At 38.8% G+C, this 20,837-nt stretch carries 10 protein-coding genes; 6 read left to right on the forward strand and 4 right to left on the reverse strand.

The genetic code is table 11. The features are described 5' to 3' along the window. Positions 1 to 136 precede the first annotated feature (136 nt). On the forward strand, positions 137 to 6,871 hold the full coding sequence (locus P9M13_09405; GenBank protein MDP8263497.1) for a PEP/pyruvate-binding domain-containing protein: 6,735 nt from the start codon (positions 137 to 139) through the stop codon (positions 6,869 to 6,871). A 189-nt stretch (positions 6,872 to 7,060) separates the two neighbouring features. On the opposite strand, the gene P9M13_09410 is transcribed toward P9M13_09405, so the two are convergent. Genes P9M13_09410 through P9M13_09425 form a run of 4 tightly spaced genes read right to left on the reverse strand, consistent with a single transcriptional unit; the run spans position 7,061 to position 13,374 of the window. Beyond that, a complete protein-coding gene (locus P9M13_09410) occupies positions 7,061 to 7,495 on the reverse strand; it encodes a hypothetical protein (GenBank protein ID MDP8263498.1) in 435 nt (144 codons plus the stop codon). 15 nt (positions 7,496 to 7,510) lie between these two features. Then, positions 7,511 to 10,201, reverse strand: coding sequence for an AMP-binding protein (locus P9M13_09415; protein ID MDP8263499.1), 2,691 nt, complete (start codon positions 10,199 to 10,201; stop codon positions 7,511 to 7,513). Between the two features lie 7 nt (positions 10,202 to 10,208). Next, a complete protein-coding gene (locus P9M13_09420) occupies positions 10,209 to 11,036 on the reverse strand; it encodes an undecaprenyl-diphosphate phosphatase (GenBank protein ID MDP8263500.1) in 828 nt (275 codons plus the stop codon). A 37-nt stretch (positions 11,037 to 11,073) separates the two neighbouring features. Further along, the gene (locus tag P9M13_09425) at positions 11,074 to 13,374 is read right to left on the reverse strand and encodes a hypothetical protein (protein ID MDP8263501.1); all 2,301 of its coding nucleotides are present in this window, start codon (positions 13,372 to 13,374) and stop codon (positions 11,074 to 11,076) included. Positions 13,375 to 13,453: 79 nt separating this feature from the next. Here P9M13_09425 and P9M13_09430 point away from each other — a divergent pair, with 79 nt between their 5' ends. From P9M13_09430 to P9M13_09450, 5 genes are all read left to right on the forward strand, one after another. Next, complete coding sequence (locus tag P9M13_09430; protein ID MDP8263502.1) at positions 13,454 to 14,131, forward strand: hypothetical protein; 678 nt, start codon at positions 13,454 to 13,456, stop codon at positions 14,129 to 14,131. A gap of 174 nt (positions 14,132 to 14,305) precedes the next feature. Next, complete coding sequence (locus P9M13_09435; GenBank protein ID MDP8263503.1) at positions 14,306 to 14,965, forward strand: CerR family C-terminal domain-containing protein; 660 nt, start codon at positions 14,306 to 14,308, stop codon at positions 14,963 to 14,965. After that, positions 14,958 to 16,436, forward strand: coding sequence for a TolC family protein (locus P9M13_09440; GenBank protein ID MDP8263504.1), 1,479 nt, complete (start codon positions 14,958 to 14,960; stop codon positions 16,434 to 16,436). The genes P9M13_09435 and P9M13_09440 overlap by 8 nt, the downstream gene beginning before the upstream one ends. A gap of 2 nt (positions 16,437 to 16,438) precedes the next feature. After that, positions 16,439 to 17,650, forward strand: coding sequence for an efflux RND transporter periplasmic adaptor subunit (locus P9M13_09445; GenBank protein MDP8263505.1), 1,212 nt, complete (start codon positions 16,439 to 16,441; stop codon positions 17,648 to 17,650). A 22-nt stretch (positions 17,651 to 17,672) separates the two neighbouring features. Then, complete coding sequence (locus P9M13_09450) at positions 17,673 to 20,834, forward strand: efflux RND transporter permease subunit (GenBank protein MDP8263506.1); 3,162 nt, start codon at positions 17,673 to 17,675, stop codon at positions 20,832 to 20,834. Positions 20,835 to 20,837: the final 3 nt, after the last annotated feature.

Here is a 20,837-nt window from a genome sequence, read left to right on the forward strand (position 1 = left end):
CTTTACAGGATACCTGTATCTTTTTTCGGCTATCGTTTGCTATCCCGTTTCTCTTGCTCTACTTTTTACTCTTTTCGAGTTCGTTTCCTCGCGATTATTCCGCTAAACGTCATTTCGCAGAAGTCTTACTAGTACAGTGAACACTTCCCCTCTTGAAATCGAGACACTTGCTCCTCAATCATCCTTCTCTGATAAGGACGCCGTTAAAATCAAATCAGAGCAATTACGTAATATTGTCAAGTTGACCACAAACATGTTAGAAGATCTCGCACAAGGAGAAGATCCCAAAAAAGTTATCCGTAAGTACAAAAATAGCCCTTACTGGCAAGACAGCTTTGAAGATATGATATACATGGAAAATAGCGTTTATAATGGTGATTACGCTGAAGAGACACTCCTCATTCCCACTGGTATTGACACCTTCGTTAAGATCACTAAAGATAACCAAGTTATTATAAACACTGCCGAAGCACGAGATACACTAACTGAAACATTAATATACTTCTCTGAGATCTCTTACCCAAACGTTTTTGATGTTGAGAGCATTGACGCCCTTTTCAAATATAATCCGGTATATGATTTTATTAGAAGGATGCATAGCAACCTCTTAAAAGGAGCCTCCCTTAAAGCAGTAATGAAAAAATATGCCGAGGAACCCGGATGGAAAGAAGAATTTGAAGATATGATATTCTGTGACAACACGCTCTATATTCCCAACCCGACTCAAAAAGCTGAATACATCGTCACAAAACGGAATAAACAAAATGTTTTCCACAAATCAAAAGTAAGAGGAAATATACACTCCTTTTTCAAAGGTCCAATACCCCCAAAGATCAACAACATATTAAACAAATATGACGATTTTATTACTTTTGCCAAAAAAATCTATAATGATTTCGATGCTGGCATGCCTCATTATATGATCAAACAAAAATACAGCAATAATCCGTTATGGTACAAAAAATATATTGAGTATCTAAAATACATTAATGGCACACTGTATATTCCATACAAAGAAAGTGCTTTAAGCTATGTAAAAATAAACGCCCAGGGAACAACAATAATCAATAGCTCAGCGGATGAAAAAGAGATCGATGAGAACCAGTTCACTCATTCTCATACAATAAAATACCCGTTACGCATGCTTCCACGAGATAAGATAAAAAAAATATTACTATATACTGACGATGACTGGTATCGCGGTGATTATGTTGTACAAACAATGATTATACGCAGTCTTCTTAAAATGTTTCCCCATGCACAGATAGAAGTAATCAATAAATACCCCTCATTATGGGAAGGATTTGAGAGGGTCGCTCTTCTTCCTAAAAAAACAGATTATACAAAAAAAGAATTTGATCTTGTCATAGACCTTAAAGCCAATGGACACCGATTATACAACGCTCCGAATGTAATCCACATTGACAAAATGCGTAACAGTTTCGTCTACACGGACAATATTAAAAATGAAAGTATACCCATTAAGGGCGCTCCTATATACAGTTTTGGTATTAACGACGAAGATATGGACATATTCAATCAGAAAGATGAGCCAGAAGCAACGATGGGAAACTCATACCGCTTTTATTCTCGCCTTGCAGAAACGTTTGGGGGAGGAGAGATTGGAGACATTAAGTCAATCCTTTCCGTGTCAAAGCAGGAAAAGAATACAATGCTCGATCTTTTGAAGAAAAGCGGCATTACCAATCCTGAAAAAAAATATATTATCATACTTAATCCATTTTCTCGCATGGAAAAAAAGGAGCTTTCCGCAAAGACCTGGATAATGATCATTCAAAGATTACAAACAATCATTCCTCCAAACGGAGTCATAATTGTTGAGCAGGGATATACAGATAATCATAAAGAAAAAATCGATACTATAAAACACGAGATTTTCAAAACAAAAAATCTTGATAAAGACCGTGTAAAATTACTCATATCTCCCGATTCCGAACACAAGCAGCTTTCACTCCGTAAACTCATCGTATTGATCTCTGTATGCGATATGCTTATTGGGCCAGATACATTTAGTTCACATGCCGCAAACGCTTTTGAAAAAGATACCATAACAGTATACACAAAGAAACTAAGGGAATATTTTAGACCTTTGGAGTTTAACGGCATATCCCCTAATTCGGTTTTCATTGAACTCACCCCGGACGAACAAGTCTTCCCTGCCGATATTATTGATGAAAATGAGCTGGAGTTTATGGCGGCGGCATTTAAGAGTTTCGGACTTATAAAAGATCGAAAGTTTAATGCTTTTTTCACAAAGAACAAAATCCCCAAAAAAACCATTGAAAACCTAAATTTTTATTTTGAACGGCTCTTCGAGTCAGTATCAGAAAAGAAATATGATGAGGCGCTTAAATTATGGCAGGATTTCGCCCTTCTTAATAATAAGGACTTCAGGCACCTCGTATCACGTATCAGAGAACCCTACCGGACACTTTTCACGGAAGAAATCAACATGCTCCCTCATTACATTGTTCGTAAGGACCCAGCAAACCCGGGTATAGCAGGCTATCTACTCGCATCAAATCTGTATAAATTTGTATCCCAGATTAATGCCTATCTTGGATTTCGGATACTTTTAAAACAAAGAGTAAAAAAACGACTTGATAAATACATAATGTCACAGAATGAACTCGGTAAAGAAGATACGGATATCGTTGGGATTAAAGGAGCTTACATCAGTGAATTAAATAAAATCGATAACGTCAACACTCCTAGAGGATTTATAGTATCAAAGACTGCATTCAAAACATTTATGCAGCACAACAAATCTCTGGCTCAATCAATACGCAACACACTTCACACACTGGACTGCAAAAATCTCAGCAAGGTTATTACTGCCGCAACGCAAATAAAAAAACGTATTTGTGAAGCACCGCTGCCCAAAATACTTGACCAGATCATCACTGATAGTTATATCAATCTCTGCAAAGATCTTGATCATCCTGACAATGCGCTTCCTGTTGCCGTAAGAAACTCCCTCATCTCAGAGAAACTGCCGCCCTCATCACTTGCAGGGCAAATGCATACTGATTTGAACGTGATAGGTATAGATGCAGTAAAGGAATCTATTAAAGAAAGTTGGGCATCTCTTTTCACCGCAAGAAATATCCTGCAAAGAATAGATGTCGGGTTAGATCCCATGGATGCTGAATCAAGCATCATTATTCAACAAATGATTAATAGCAAGATATCCGGAACCGGATTCAACTTTGATCTGGCCTCGGGTTGGCATGAACCAAAAAGCGGGGTTGTTTCTTTTGATGTATCATACGGACTTGGGGAAAGCATTGTAAAGGGTCTCACTAATCCCGATAGATTTCTCCTGCACTATAACTCGGAAACACAATCTTGGAACATCGTTGCCAAGAGTCCTGGCGCTAAAAAAATCGTAATTGTACCCAATGGCGAAGGAACTAAAAGCACAGCTACAGCTCCATCTCATAAAGAAAAATTCGCCATAACCGATATCCGGTCAAAAAATATAGCCGAAACGCTGTCCAGAATATCTCAATATTTTGGAAACGATATGAAAATTGAATTTGCCATAGATTCTGAAGACAGATTATGGATAACTGATGCATTCCCGGAAACTATTGCCAATCAACCTTCATATATAGTTAACTTAAAGAAAAAAACCGTTCCTATGGATGCGGCAAGGGAAGCGCAGATAATTACTCAAGGCATTCGAGGATATGGCGCGCATACAGGTACAGCGGTCGTTATAAATGTAGACCAGATTGAATCAGAAATCATTAATAAAATTGGAAAACCAGTTAAAGAAATGAACGAGGAAGAAGAGACATTATATGAAAGTCTGCGGTTACAGAAATTAACTCGCGAACTTAAAAAGATAAAAAGAGGCAACATCCTCGTAACAAAGATGACTTCTCCGAACATGATACTTGCGCTGAGGAATGCAGGGGGCATTGTGGCTGATCTTGGGGGAACAACTTCTCATGCATCAATAGTATCACGAGAAAGAGACATCCCTACTGTCATTGGAACACAAAATGCCACACAGGTCATACGTACCGGGGATTTAATCACCGTTGATGCGAATACAGGAAAGGTGTACAAAGGGAAACTTCCCGTAATAATTGAGGGAGAAGATATTGATACCCGCAAATTACCAAAAACCAAAACAAAAGTTGGGCTCATTATCACTACTCCAAATAAAGCACGTAAAATCGCCGCGCTACAATATGCTAACTGCCATTACGGTATGAGCCTTGTCCGAGGGGAATTCATCCTCGGTGAAATAGGTATTCATCCTGAAATCCTTGAAGCATATGATTTTTTTACAAGAGCTGTAAATCAAGGTATAACTGACTATCGATCAAAAACATTCAACTCTCTGGTTAAAAACAAAGAAATGAGAAAATACGTATTAAAAATTAGAGATAATAATGCGCTTAGAAACCACATTACAAATATGATTACAGGATATCCATCTGGAAAAGCATTTTATGTACAAAAAGTGTCCCAGGCAATAGCCGCTATTGCGGCAACAACACTCCCTGAACAACGAGTAATCTACCGGATAACAGATTATAAAACAAATGAATTTCAAAAGCTTATCGGGGGAAATGTTATCGAAGGTGAAGAAGCAAATCCTGCAATGGGTAAACGTGGCCTTGCAAGAATGCTAGACATGAAAAACCATTCAACGTTTGCATGGGAAATGGAAGCTATAAAAAAAGCGCGTGATATGGGATATTATAATATAGCAATTATGTTCCCCCTTGTGCGAAGACCGTCAAATCTTGAAGAAGGAATAAAACAGTTAGAACGTCATGGGCTTAAGCGTGGACAGAAAAATCTCAAAGTTGGCATGATGATAGAAACTCCTGCAAATGTTTTTCAAATAGACGAGTTTCTTGATAAAGGGCTTGACTTTGTATCGTTTGGGACTAACGACCTCACACAATTCATGCTTGGTTGTGAACGCGACAATAAAAAACTTGAGAGGCTTTTTAATGAAAGTGCGCCCTCAATAATAAAAAGTATCCTTTATGTTGCTGCTATCTGTAAAAAACGTGGTGTTGAAACAGGGTTTTGCGGCCAAATGATCGCAAATAATCCTGATACCGCAATAATGATCGCACCATTTTTAGATTCGGTGGGAGTTACTCCTGATGCATACTTTCAGACTGTACAAAACATAGCTGATTTTGAGAAAATAATATCTAAAAAGAAATCTACTTCCGCACAATCTGACAGCTATACAATACCTAAAAATGTTGGCTACCCCGAAACAGTATCAATATATGAAATCAGTGGTAACAGGTTATTCTTGAAACGGATAGAAAAACACCCGCTTTCTTTCACCGATAGGGAAAAAGAAGCATTCATTGACCTTGTCAAAGACCGCATTATTCAGCTATCACCAACAGCAGGTAAAAACGATACTCTCGTATATTCAGTTACAGATTTACCGGTAAACGCCTATCTCAGCCTTGAAAATTCTAAACTTTTCGAAACACATGAAGAGAATCCTTTAATCGGTTTTCGCGGCATGACACGGCATCTTGCAAATAAAAATAATGAAGCACTCTTCAGACTTGAACTCCAAGGTGTGAAAAAAGCCCGCAATAAAGGATATAATGTCGGCATATTATTAAAGATGGTGCGAACTCTGGAGGAATTAGATCAAGCGCTTGCTATTATCAAAGAGGAAGGACTGGATGATGCCCCGATTGGCTTTGATATTTCTGTTTCAGCAAATTTAATAATGATACATGAAATTCTTCAAAGAAAAATTGATTTTGTCACTGTAAATAAAACATCTCTAGCACAAAACCTTCTTGCATCAGAGATTGCAGACGATCGGTTTCTTAAAAAGGATCTACACTCTGAAAAAGTAAAGAAATCAGAACTTGCAGAACTTCTTTTAACTGCACTCGTAAAAAACCCCGAAAGCCTCATTCAGTATCTCAAAATTGAAAATGCTCTCATTAATCCACTAAAGATCGTATCTACTGCCTGTGAAACACATAAAACGAAAATGGGTTACTTGTATAATGAAACAACTAAACGGGCGGGAGTAGAGCTCAAAACATGGAAAAACCTTGCCATAGCGAATAAAATGCCACAAGAGGAACTTGATGCCTTTTTCGAAAACATAGAAATTAATCGAGAAATCATTCCCTTATCAAAACTTATTCCCACACAAAATATTATTTTTAGCGATGAGATAGAAGTAAGAAAAGACGAATTAAAGATCGGCATCATGGCGCCAATACTTGCCATACGATATGGCCCTAATTCTAAAGAAACATATATTGTCGACGAACACGGACATTACCGATCATATCTTGCGTATAAAGAAGGCCACAAAGAGATTGAAGCGCTCGTCATTGTACTGCCATCAACGATAGACAATCTGCCTCCAGCCCTCGAATCTATGTCTAAAATACAAGAAGTAATCAAAACAGGGAATCTAAAAACCATTGCGGATATAGAAGTCAAAAAAGGATCAACTGAACTCTCACTTTTTGAGGGATATGAAAAGAAAGAAGAAAAACCGAAAAAATTTATAGTTGATATAAATGAAAATCTTATTCCTCTCTTTATTGCCCGTGAATATCCGGGAGCAAAAAGAGTTCCGTCCACAACAACGCTTCTCCATTTAATTTCAAGTAATGAGTATACCTATTTATTTACAACAAGGCCTTCTATACCGCCATTTGTTTTCAACGAAGACCAAATCAAACAAACAGCAGAATTTAGTAAGAATTTTGAGTATTTTATATACAATAAATCGATCATTATCATTCCAAAAGATCTCATCACAAAAGCAATATCAAACGACTTGAATAATATAACTTCTCTCACCAGCGAATCACCATAAACTCAAGGAAGAATCAACAAATACAACAGCTATCTCACCCTAATACACTCATTTACTATCTAATAATACTTATTGCAATTTATACCCACCTACGCGGTGGAATTGGGTTGTTATAAAGCTTTTTCACTGCGGCGGTGGAGTTTTAACTAAAGCGATGGATCGTAAACGGGTATGAGTGCTATGCAAAGGTTATTCTTTTATATCAATATTATTGATGCCGGTTTTTTCAAATTCATCATAATATTTTTTAGAAAACGCCGCTTCTTCATCTAGCCGCTTTTCAAAATCCATTGCTTCTACTTTTTCCTTACCATACATGTTCACCATGTCACGTTCAGCAAGCCGCGTTGCAAGTTCTTCCCAAAAAATATTATTATCATATTCGAGAATAAACTTGTGGTTTTGCTCTTCAAACTCACTTGAAGGTAAATATCTTTTCTCTTTCTCATCATACTGCACACATTCATCTAACCCCTCCTTTTTTGCCTCCGAGAGTAGATGACTAAAACATTCGTCAAAATCAGTAAAAGCGTTTTCTATGGCCGGAGCGTCAAGCATCCACATCCCCAAATACGCCATTCTTAAAATCTTATCTAATTGCTCCTTGGTTATTTGCATTGCCATAATATGCCCTTTCTTTCATTGTGGCTTTAAATCGATTACTTTACTTCTCAATGTACGTGCAATATCAGTATATATATCATCCTCTTTTATCCCCGCTCTGTCCACTAATTCTTTAGGCTCTACCGGTTTTCCAAATATAACTTTTATCCTGTGAGGAGTTGTTTTTTCTGCTGTTCTCGGCCACGACTCAAATGCCCCATCAATATATACCGGCACAACCTGTACATTTGTTTCTTTCAGCACAATGCCTATCCCTTTCTTGAATTGTTTCACCTTACCATCTATTGACCTTTCACCTTCAGGAAATATTGAAAGGATTTTCCCATTTTTCAGTACATAATTTGATATTTTTAACGCATTAACCAATTCACCCGCCGCATCAATCTGAATTACCCTCATCGCTTTCATAAGGTACTTAAGATATCCGCGCTCGAATATTTCCCTATATCCCAGAAAATACGTTTCTTTTATATATCTATATCCTAAAGCTTGCATTATGGCGAGACCATCAAGATAACTGGTATGGTTCGCACAAAGTACAAAAGGGCCCTTCCCGGGAAGATTTTCTTTTCCTTCTACAGTAAAACCACACCGCACTTTAAAAAAATATCCATAAATACACTGTGCCCCAATCGTTATTATTTTAGATATAATAGAAGGCTCTAACTCAATCTTCTTAAGAACCGCATCTGGCGGCAATACCTCCAATACTTTCTCCCACAAAGTCTTCGACTCATTCATTTTAATACATGTAACGTGTGGCGATAACAACTGCAGTTTTACAACCAAATCTTTTACTGTATACACATCAGAAAGAAAATCATCTGGAAGCTCATAGTGCAACAACTGTGATAAATCGCTTATTATCTCAACACGCGAAAGGGAATCTATCCCAAGATCAAGCTCTAAGTGCTCAAATAGCGTAACTTTTCTTTTACATCGTTTACTGAGATATTTCAGTAAAACACCGGTAATAGATAATGCATAGAGCTCTTTATCTGCATCTGATAACTGTTCTTCGCCGCCCACATCTTTTTCCTGAGATAATTGTTTTACATACGCATCTTTCACCTCGTATCTTTTTAGTTTTCCAAGGCGTGTTTTAGATAATTCTTGGTCTGTTATAATAAATCCCATAATTCTCTGATAGATAGGAAGTTCTTTAGAATAATTTTCAAAATCCCATCTGATACTGTTTTCAATATTTATTATTCCCCTCTTTTTAAAATATTCATAATCAGGCACAACAACAGCATGTATCTGGACATGTTCCCCTTTTTCAATATCAACAACACATATTTCCTTAATAAAGTGTGACTGTTTGTAATGCGATTCAATTTCGTCCGGATATATATTTTTCCCAGAATCAAGAACCATAACCTCTTTTAATCTGCCGGTAATATAAACAAACCCATCACCATCAATAAAACCTTCATCCCCTGTACAAAACCATCCATCTTCTATCACAGCCTGCGCCTCATCCGGGCGATTATAATAGCCCTCCATTACATTTGGTCCTTTTACAAGTATTTCACCTTTTCCTTCCTTATCAGGCTTATCTATAGATACTTCTACTCCCGGAATAATTTTCCCTACAGAACCGATCTTATATGTATCCAGTGTATTTATTGTAACTACCGGACTTGTTTCTGTAAGACCATATCCCTCTAAAACAGTAAATCCTAATGCAAAAAAATACTCCGTTATTGATGGATCTAATCGCGCACCGCCACACGCAATAAAACGAAGTTTTTCACCAAATGCACAGTGCAATTTTTTTAGACATATCTTAGAGGTATTCATCCGTGTTTTGCACCGCAAAAACCAGCCACTTTTTACGGTAAGCTTCAATAGCTCTTTTCTTATACCCTTTATACTGCCCATCCTTTTTTCAATACCTTTTTGAAACATTGATAATATGTGCGGAACAAGCGTAAGGATTGTTACTTCTTTTTCGTTCATACACTGAATAATCTTTTCTGGATCAAAGTGTTTTATGTATATGATACGTGCACCACAGATAATAGGAACTAATAAGTTGCACATAAAAGGAAATGAGTGGTGAAGCGGTAAGATTGATAAGATAATATCGTTTTTAGTAATAAGGTTTAATGTTTGTATCGAAGATAGATTTGAAGAAAAGTTTTTGTGTGTCAGCACAACACCTTTTGGTCTACCTACAGTTCCTGATGTGTAAATAATTGACGCAGAGTCTTCGACTCTACCACCTTCGGGGGGTCTCCTATTGTCCATAGGACTCTTGAAAACTGTTTCTAGTGAAACATATGCAGTATCTTTATCAGAAGCATCTATAATGATGACCTTTTGTACTGAAGATGCTTTTTTTACTCCCGTCAACAACCTACGTGTACAAAAAACATACCTGGCGCAACAATCGTTAATAATTGCTTCTATTTCAATATCAGATGATTGTGAATCTATAGGGACAGCGATACCACCTGCTTTAAGAATGCCAAAATAAATCATTGGCCACTCAGGCATATTCTCTAAGATAAGGGCAACTCGATCGCTTTTTCGCAGACCAGAATCGGTTAGAAATGAAGATATCTTGCTAATATTCTCGTATAATACCGCGTAGGTATATGAACGATATCCAGATTCATTTTTAGCTTCTATAATTATTTTGTCAGGATTATTTTCTACTGTTTCTTTTAATTTTTTGTGCAATAAAAAAGCATTGTTCATATATGTCTCACTGTTTCATTAACATATATATTATTATTATCAGACCAACAGACCAGCAGTAAAACGAGAAATAATAGAGTTTATATGCCCGCACCAATTTAAGAAGCAATACCAGTGAACAGTACCCTGCTATTATTGAGACAAAAAAACCAATGAGAACATATCCAATATCGGTAGAGGAAAAACTGACGACATCTTTACACTGAACAAGCGTTGCACCAATTATTGCGGGAATAGATATAAGAAAAGAGAACTTTGCGGCCTTAACCGGATCGATCCCTCTATAGATACCCGTTGATATTGTAATACCTGAGCGTGATATACCCGGGCATATCGCGCATCCCTGCACGATACCCAGCAGAATAACATCTATTATGTTTATTTCTTTTTTCTCTCTATGTAAATAATACTTCGTAAAAAACAGGATACCCCCGGTAATGAGCAAAAAGAACCCTACCATACCTATTGAACCAAACAATGATTCAAACCAGTCTTTCAATAAAATGCCCATTATTCCCGTTGGTATCGTCGCAATAATGATATATATCCCCATTCTGAATGTGGAACTCTCTTTATACACATTTTTATTCCCTCTCAGAATGTCAACTGCACCTTTTATGAATCCAATAGTAATGTCGCAGACATCTTTCCATAAGAATAAAAGGACGGCGATTAATGTACCCACATGCAAAACAATATCAACAAAAAGTTGAGGTTCTTCAAAACCAAACAGATTATGGGTAATGACAAGATGCCCCGAGCTTGATACAGGCAAAAACTCTGTTACACCCTGCACCACACCAAGAATCACATTATAAAGTATTTTTTCCCACATAATTGCCTCATACCTTCAGCTATAGTATTATTCATTATCATTTCTTGTTTCTACGTATTTCACTCAACAAATCCTCTAAATTATTTACAGAATCTTTCTTATTCATATCAATATAAATAGTTTTCTCTCTTAATTTTGGTTCCACCCTGATAACCATAGGTTCTAAAAGCGGTATATCAACGGTATTTATTGCACCGCTTTTATCGACGTAACGTGCAATATTCCCAAGGATACATCTGTTTGAATAGTGTGAATTCCTGAGATCTTGAAGCACTATTGGTTCCTCACCGAGACGCTTCTGAGAAATCAGTTCATTGGGTAAAATAGTTTTTATATCAGATGATTTTATGCCGATCAGCGCGACACATTGCCATTTACCAACTTGGGTAACCACAACAACATTATTGGGGAACACCCTCAGAAATGTCCTTGCTATAAGCTCAAATGATTCTCTATCATGCTGATACAAAGGAATCCACTGGCAAAAGAGCCCGTCTTTATTCAAATGATCTCTAATATTCACAAAATGTTCATATGTATATAATCTATAGGCACCCTGATTCCATGCAAAAAACAGATCTCCTATAATGACATCATATCTTTCTTTTGCAGTACCAAAGTAATGCACTCCATCATCTTGTACTATGGTTACTCGCGGGTCTTTATAAAAATAATTTGATAATGGACCAAAGTATTCTAGTGATGCATCAATAACTAAAGGGTTCATCTCTACAACTGTTATTGATTCTACCGCGTCATGTTCCTGTGCCCCACTCGCAGTCATCCCTGTTGCAAGACCGATATAGGCAATATCACGGGGATTTTCATGCATCAAAAGCGGAATATGACTCATCAATCTATTCCACTGAGGATATTTTCCGGAAGATAACGTAAAGTTATTGTTAACAGTCATAATAATGTTTTTTCCGCGTAATTGTTTCACGCATACCACACCGGAAGGACCAACCTTGAGGTTAATAAGGGTTGCATCATCCCCGAGTCTTACGTGGGGTATAGTAATACTCAAAAACATAACAAAACACGCGCATATCACCGCGCCCCATACCCACGCACACCACGTGCTTGATCCTCTTTTCATTTTGGTCATCATGAGTATCCACACCACTAAAGGGACTACCCCAAGAAGCACGCATGATCTCCATATGCCAAAACGCGGTAACAGAACAAACTGGACCAATAACGCACCAATAACGGCACAGAGCGCATTTATTGACAATAACCATCCTATGATCTTTATCCCTTTCTTTTCATAATTCTTCGCTTGATCCAATAGCCAGGGAAATATGAGACCACACGTAAAAAGAACCGGACCGGCACTTACAAGACCAACAATAAGCATATAGGTAAGATATACCTCTAATCTGCCGGTAGAAATTGATATCATTTTCAATCCATTCGTAGCTTTATAAAAAAGTAATGGAAACACGCACAATGTACCGGCAATCAAAGGCACAATAAAAAGCAGTGTCTTTTTGCGTGAATATCGCCCAAAAGAAGAGATAAGCGCCGCAAATCCTAAAATCGCAATTACTTGAATGAGTATAATACCAAATGACCACGAACTGTTATGCCCCACTTGTGCACATGCGTGGAGCATTACCACCTCAAATCCGATAACAACAAGTCCGCTCATTCCGGCTAGGGTATATAAAATTGTTTTTTCAATATGATCCTTGTCTTCTCTATGAACATTTTCGAGAGAGGTATATCTATTAATATCCCGTTTAGAAAAAATATGGAGTATAAACGCGCTTATTCCTAAAAGCACACTGAGTGCCATAACCTGCTGTAATGTCCCGCTGACACCGAAGGAATATATAGCATAAAAAGTTACGCTTATTATGCCTACTACACCGCCGAGCGTGTTTCCTCCGTAGAGTACGGAGACTTTACCTTTAAACTGGATGTTTCTTATCGCTTCTATGAGTGCAAGTAAAGTACCTCCCATAAAAAATGTGGGGATTCCAACAAATGCACCGACGACTACTATCTTTACCGACGTTTCTGTTCCGAAGAAAGAGGACTCAAATAATGGATAAAGATTATAACAGGCTGCAAACAATGTTGGCAGCATGGTAAGCGCTATGGCAAGCTCTAAAAGCGCATACGAAAGCCACGGTGACTTCTGTAAAAGACTCCATAAACGAATGCTAGCGGCACCTAATGATAATGCAACAAAGAAGACAACAATAACCAGGGTAGAATTAAAGACTGATACGCCAAATATATTTGCAAAAACACGATTCCATAACGTTTCATAAGCTAACGCTGCAGCTCCGGATAAGATTGCTAATATAAATGCCCAGATAAAATTCATATAAACCTTTAACTTTGGTTGCGTTTTTACATGAATTATCTTATAAATAGAGTTGATTCGCTACCATTAATTACATTTTATGAAAAAATATATAATAACCCTACTCTCTTGCATTTTTATTTATACTGTGTGCATACCTGTCATATTTGCTCACGCACAATTTAAGCTTACAAAAAAAGAGTTTAAAGAAATAAAAGACGGAAAAATTATCCTTAAGGAAACACACCCTCATTATCTCAAAAAATATTCTAATACTCCATGGGTTGCAGTCACTTTCTTTGAAAGAACTCCTATTGAAATTGCAGGTGTCATACTTGATTTTCATAAATACACAAAAATGTTCGCGAAAGTAAAAGACCTAACAGTAAAACCCATGGGGCAGTCACGATACCGCCTTATATATACGGTGAAATCAGGGTTTTTCACGTTTTATTATACGATCATTATGACCTATGATAAGAAACAAAACCTTATCTGGTGGGATCTTGATCCAAAAGAAAAGAACGATTTTAAAACATACAAAGGATATTGGAAGTTCATCCAAAGAGATAAAGGTACCGTTGCAATATACTCAATATCCCCTATCGCAAAAATAGCCGTCCCTGATTTTTTACAGGAAAACGGTTCTCGTAACGAAATGCCAAAAACGGTACAGGAAATTAAAGACTGGATTAAAAATAAGGGGCAGGAAAAAACTTCCCACCCCTCAATTCAATTAGAAACACCTTTTGAGAAAGATTCTACGAGCAATTGGTAACCATTCTTTAGCATATATTCGTTTCAAAGCAGCATTATTAACCGTTATACCAAACACTTACATAGCGCATGTATTGTTTTTTATTTTACCCCTTGACATCTAAGGTTATATATATTAAATTAATATTTAAAATGATCGTTTAAAATAGTTATTTTATGTTTTGGAGATGTTTTTATGACTGATAACATTGATACTAAAGAAAATACACGGTTACGTGTTCTCAAGAGCGCCTGCGACATCTTCGCTGAAAAGGGCTATGACAACACAACCGTGCAAGAAATATGTGAAAAAGCCGGAGCAAATGTTGCTTCAGTAAATTATTATTTTCGAAATAAAGAAACACTGTACGAGGAAACGTGGAACCACGCATATACTCTTGCAAACAGCGCCTATCCACCATTTCTTGAAGAAGAAAAAGATATTTCTCCAGAAAAACGTCTCCACACATACATTAATGCTATGATACGGAGGACACTCGATGGTGGCGAGGCAAGCTATTTCTCAAAATTCATGATAAAAGAGCTCGCAAAACCAACACCAGCTCTCAAACACATTGTTGAAAAAATTCTTCTTCCCCAAACTGTATACATTGAGAAAATAATAAAAGACCTTCTCGGCCCAAAAGCAACCGATACACAAGTCAGGTTATGTTTAATGAATATAATCAGCCCACATGTGCTTTTTTCGTGCAATACCCCTATACGAAATATTATTCAATCAAAACAATCCCCGCTTCTGCCCGATACAAAATATCTTGTAGAACATATCGTTACATTTGTCCTGGCGGGAATTAATGATCTAAAAAAACGCATTGAGGAAAATGATCATGAATAAAAATACTATACAAGTAACACTACTCATCACTAGTTTAATGATATTTTCCTCGTCTTGCACATTTTTACCAAAAATAAAAAAACCTCCTGAGGGGAAAATATCCGAAGCATTTACTGAAAGTGACAGCAAAGTAAAAATGCCCGATCAGTGGTGGACTTCATTTGAAAATAATGATTTGAATGCTCTTATGGGAAAAGCTTTTGTAGGCAACCTTTCACTTAAAGAAACCTTTTATCGCCTTAAACAGGCAAAGGCGCGTGCAGTTATTGCCGGTTCTGAACTGTTTCCGCAAATCAATGCTACGGGCAATGCAAGCAGAAACCGCACGATGAGAGAGAATGTCACAACTAATACAACAACCTGGGGAACTCAACATAGAAAGATCTCGACCACTATTCAGGACTGGGCGGTGGGTATCGCGGCAAGTTATGAAGTCGATCTCTGGGGACGGATTCGTTCCGGACGAAGTGCAGCTATATTTGAGGAGATGGCATCTGAAAAAGATCTTGAGACATCGGCATTCAGTCTTTCTGCTGAAATCACTGACCGATGGATCAGAATACTCGAACAACGTGCTCAAAAAAGACTATTACATGAGCAGCTTAAAACCAATAAATCGTATCTGGAACTCGTCGAACTACGATACAAAAAAGCAATTGTCTCATCGCTTGACGTCTACCAGCAAAAACAAACCGTTGAATCTATACGCCAGCAGATTCCGCTTGTTGAAGCGCAGGAACAGGTTTTACTACATGAACTAGCGGTACTCTTAGGAAAACTTCCTCGGACAAACATGGATATAACAGAAAAATCTCTTCCCCATCTTCCGGCACTGCCTGAGACAGGGATTCCCGCTGATCTCTTACAAAACCGCCCTGATGTAAAAGCCGCATTTTTGAGACTGCAGGAATCTCGCTGGAATGTATCAGGGGCTATCGCAAACAGATTGCCCGCTATTAATCTTACAGGGGCAGCATCGTATGATACTGAAGGTATTGAAGATCTTTTTGATAACTGGTTTTTTAATCTCGGATCAAGCCTCGCAATGCCGCTTGTCGATGGATTTAAGCGTAAAGCAGAGGTCGAGCGCACCAAAGCGGTTATGAATGAATATTTAAACGCGTACAGAAGAACGGTCCTTAACGCAATAAAAGAAGTTGAAGACGCATTAATACGCGAGAAAAAACAGATTGAGCACATTGATTCATTAAAAGATCAGATAGATGCCGCACGCAAGGGTCTGGAAGTTGCCGGTGAAAGATACTTAAAAGGCGTTAGCGACTATCTTCCTGTGCTCACCCAGCTCTCTGCGGTCCAAAGACTGGAAAGAGATATGATCACCAGTCACAGAAATCTACTCGTATATCGTGTAAATCTTTATCGGGCGCTCGGAGGTACCTGGACTGACAATATAGAACAAAAACTAGAACATGAAACTGAAACAGCTACGGCTAAAAATGTGAGGAAATAACCATGGAATCACATAATACTCAAACACCTTCTAACGATAGAAAACGGAGTTTTTTACCGGTCATTATAATTGGCATCGGCGTCGCACTTGCCGCTATAATTATACTGACTAAACCGGTTGAAAAACAAAGAAAATTTGAACAGGTGCCTGTTCTTGTTCAAGTTGAACCTTTGAAGAGTTCTTCCGAACTCATAACTGTAAGAGCAATGGGGACAGTGATACCCGCTCAGGAAATCGTCTTAAAACCGCGGGTAAGCGGTGAAGTACTAGAAATTTCCCCTCATTTTATTCCCGGTGGCAGATTTAAAACAGGAGAGCTTATTTTACAAATAGATCCTGCAGACTACAAACTCATTGAAGAACAAAAAGAGGCTGAAGTTGCACGAGCGCAATATGATTATAAAATGGAACTCGGACAGCAGGAAATAGCAAAACATGAATGGGGTATGATTGAAACAAGTAAAGATCAAAACGAACTTGACCAGGAACTTGTACTTAGAAAACCGCATCTCAAAAAAGCAAAGGCCTCACTAGGCGCAGCACAAGCGTCTTTAGAGCGTGCTGACCTCGACCTCAAAAGAACTTCAGTAACCGCTCCTTTTAATTGTGTTGTACGCTCAAAAAACGTAGATCTCGGGGCACAGGTTGACCCGCAAACACAACTGGCGACACTTATTGGAACTGACGAGTACTGGGTACAGGTCTCAATACCGGTAAGCAGACTCAAGTGGCTTACGTTACCGACAAACATACATAAAACAGGGTCCAGCACTGTTATACAATTATCAGCCGAAGACAACAGAGAAAACGAATGGGAAGGACACATCGTTGGAAGAAACAGCGAACTTGAGACACAGGGAAGAATGGCACAGGTCTTGGTTTCCGTAAAAGACCCTCTTGACCTTGATCACACTGCGGGTCCAAAGATACCGCTTCTTATCGGTTCGTATGTAAATGTTCAGATCGAAGGAAAAACAATAGATGCCGTATACACAATACCGCGAAGCGCCCTGCGTGATGGAAACAAAATCTGGATTGTTGGAAGTGACAATACGTTGCTCATTAAAAAAGTTGCAATAGTCTGGCGAGAAGAAGATCAAGTGTACGTCAAAAACAATATAACCAACGGCGATTTGCTCGTAACAAGCAATATTCCTATACCGGTCGCGGGGATAAAACTTGAAATCGAGGATAAAAACGAATCTGTAAAATAACACATACAAGGCAGATAAACATATGGCAGATAGCGATTATAAAACTAGTCATAAAGGCCCTCTTGCGTGGATGGCAGGAAATACTGTAGCCGCAAACCTTCTCATGCTTGTTTTTATTATTGGCGGATTATTATACAGCACAAGAATCAAGCAGGAAGTTTTTCCGAGCTTTGAACTTGATATGGTGAGTATCTCTGTCCCTTATCCCGGTGCAAGCCCGGAAGAAATTGAAAAAGGGGTTATTTTCTCTGTTGAGGAAGCAGTAAGAGGACTTGACGGCGTTAAGGAAGTAACATCAAAATCACAAGAAGGTGTCGGCACCGTTAGGGTTGAAATCCTGCTTGGTGAAAACAATCAGAAAATACTTCAGGATATAAAACAGGAAGTTGACCGCATAACATCTTTTCCAGAGGAAACTGAAGAGCCCCAAATAACACTTCTTACAATGCGAAGACAAGTGCTTCAACTTGTATTATATGGTGATACAGATGAAATAACTTTAAGGAAACTCGCTGAAAAAGTCCGGGACGAACTGATTCAGTCTAAGGACATCACGCAAGTTGAGCTGGGTGCTGTACGCCCGCTTGAAATTAGCATAGAAGTTCCTCAGAGCAACCTCAGAGCATATAATCTTACACTTGATGAAATCGCACGGAAAGTAAAACAAACATCAGTTGAACTTCCCGGAGGAGGTATTAAAACAAATAGCGGTGAAATACTCCTCAGGATGAAAGAACGCAGGGATTACGGAAAGGAATTCTCAAGAATACCGATCGTTACCAGCGCGGAAGGGACCGAAGTTCTGTTAGACGATATAGCGACTATCGTTGACGGATTTGAAGATATCGACAAGTATGCCCTCTATAATGGCAAATCATCAGTGCTTGTTAATGTCTATAGAGTAGGGAAACAGACCCCGATACAGGTCTCTGATGCGGTAAAAAAATTCGTTTCTGAGAACGTCCATCTCATTCCTCCCGGTATTGGGATCGCTGTACAAAATGATTCTTCAGACATCTATCGTCAGCGCCTCAATCTCCTTATTAGAAATGGACGCATAGGTCTTATTGTCGTTTTTATTATTCTCGCACTGTTCCTTGAAGCCAGGCTCGCGTTTTGGGTAACAATAGGTATACCCATATCATTTTTGGGATCACTTCTTTTCCTGCCCGTTTTCGGGGTCTCTATCAATATGATTTCTCTATTCGCTTTCATAATCGCACTCGGTATTGTCGTTGATGATGCGATTGTTGTCGGTGAAAATATTTATAAATACCACCAGGATGGGGTGCCCTTCCTAGAGTCCGCTATAAAAGGTGTCCGTGAAGTAGTTATGCCGGTGACATTCAGTATTCTTACTAACATCGCTGCTTTCATGCCACTCTTTTTTATACCAGGTGTAACAGGTAAAATCTTTCGAACAATACCAGCTGTTGTTGTCGTGGTGTTTTTAATATCACTTGTTGAAAGCCTTCTTATTCTTCCCTCTCATTTAGGTCACCAGAAAACAAAACGGGGTAGATTTGGTGCATGGGTCCACGGATATCAGAAACAGTTCAGTGACGGTTTTTCGCATTTTATTAAGACGGTTTTTGGTCCATTTCTGGAGAAAGTCATACATAAACGCTACGTAACCATTGCCATTGCAGTAAGTATTCTTATTATAACAATCAGCTTCATGACCAGCGGCAGACTTGGCATGACACTTTTCCCGCGTGTTGAATCTGACCTTGCTGTTGCGGGTATAGTTATGCCGTTTGGCTGTTCTGTAGAAGAAACGGAAAGCGTACAGAAAAAACTCATTACGGCACTCAATGAAGTCGTAGCAGAAAACGGCGGAGAGGAACTGGTGAGCGGAATATTTTCTGAAATCGGTGCCGCAACAAGTTTAAGCAGTATGCGTGAAAGGCAAAGATCAGGGGCACACCTCTCCCAAATTATTGCGTATCTGACTCCTCCGGATGTCCGGCCGATAGGAACGGCAAAACTGGTAAAACTCTGGCGCGAACGTGTAGGAGAAATACCGGGTGTTGAATCCCTAACCTTTCAATCGGATGCAGGCGGACCCGGGTCAGGATCTTCCCTGAAAATTGAATTAAGCCACTCAGATATAAAAGTTCTGGAAAAGGCAAGCAGTGAACTTGCCGATGCCTTGAGTTATTTCCCAAAGGTTAAAGACATCGATGACGGTTTTTCCCCGGGAAAACAACAGCTTGATTTTCATCTCTTACCTGAAGCACGAAGCCTGGGATTGAATACTCTTGATGTCGCCCGTCAAATACGAAACGCCTTTTACGGTTCCGAAGCATTGCGCCAGCAAAGAGGAAGAAATGAGATTAAAGTAATGGTGCGGCTGCCAAAGTCAGAGCGTATATCAGAATATAACTGGGAAGAGCTCTTGATATCAACACCAAGCGGCATCGAAATCCCTATACTGGAGGCAATTGACTTTAATCGGGGGAGATCCTATACCTCTATTGAACGTCGTGAGGGAAGACGCATCGTAAATGTCAGGGCTGACGTAGAACCAAACAGCCATTCCGGTAAAGTTATTGCGGCACTCAAGAAAAATACACTCCCAGAACTCACAAGAAAATATCCGGGATTGAATTACAGTTTTGAAGGTAAACAAGCAGATATTGCAGAAAATCTGGGAAGCCTGAAAATCGGCTTTTTGTTTGCTATGATACTTGTTTACGGGCTACTCGCCATCCCTTTCAGAAGTTACATTCAGCCGGCAATAGTCATGGTCAGTATTCCGTTTGGCATAATCGGTGCGGTTATAGGTCATTTGATTATGGGATACAGCCTGAGTATCCTGAGCATGTTTGGCATTGTCGCTCTTTCGGGGGTGGTCGTGAACGATTCACTTCTTTTAATCAATTTCGCAAATAATGCTCGGGCAGAAGGAAAAACAGCTTTTGAAGCTATAGTGCTTGCCGGAACACGGCGTTTCAGACCGATCATACTCACAACCATCACCACATTCGGCGGTCTCGCACCAATGATATTTGAAACCTCTATGCAGGCACGATTTTTAATACCAATGGCAATCTCTCTCGGATACGGCATTCTTTTCGCCACTGGAATAACCTTACTTCTCGTCCCCAGCCTATACATGACGATAGAAGATGTAAAAAAGGCTTTCGGATTACGCATGACACATCATGAGGATCATAATTGATAT

The sequence above is a fragment of the Candidatus Ancaeobacter aquaticus genome, from assembly GCA_030765405.1.
GTDB classification, from domain to species: Bacteria; Auribacterota; Ancaeobacteria; order Ancaeobacterales; family Ancaeobacteraceae; genus Ancaeobacter; species Ancaeobacter aquaticus.

Bases quoted from the DNA above. Each gene is read 5' to 3' on its own strand.
- P9M13_09415 (MDP8263499.1), bottom strand. From the start codon at position 10,201: ATGAACAATGCTTTTTTATTGCACAAAAAATTAAAAGAAACAGTAGAA.
- P9M13_09445 (MDP8263505.1), top strand. From the start codon at position 16,439: ATGGAATCACATAATACTCAAACACCTTCTAACGATAGAAAACGGAGT.
- P9M13_09410 (MDP8263498.1), bottom strand. From the start codon at position 7,495: ATGGCAATGCAAATAACCAAGGAGCAATTAGATAAGATTTTAAGAATG.
- P9M13_09450 (MDP8263506.1), top strand. From the start codon at position 17,673: ATGGCAGATAGCGATTATAAAACTAGTCATAAAGGCCCTCTTGCGTGG.
- P9M13_09440 (MDP8263504.1), top strand. From the start codon at position 14,958: ATGAATAAAAATACTATACAAGTAACACTACTCATCACTAGTTTAATG.
- P9M13_09420 (MDP8263500.1), bottom strand. From the start codon at position 11,036: ATGTGGGAAAAAATACTTTATAATGTGATTCTTGGTGTGGTGCAGGGT.
- P9M13_09435 (MDP8263503.1), top strand. From the start codon at position 14,306: ATGACTGATAACATTGATACTAAAGAAAATACACGGTTACGTGTTCTC.
- P9M13_09430 (MDP8263502.1), top strand. From the start codon at position 13,454: ATGAAAAAATATATAATAACCCTACTCTCTTGCATTTTTATTTATACT.
- P9M13_09425 (MDP8263501.1), bottom strand. From the start codon at position 13,374: ATGAATTTTATCTGGGCATTTATATTAGCAATCTTATCCGGAGCTGCA.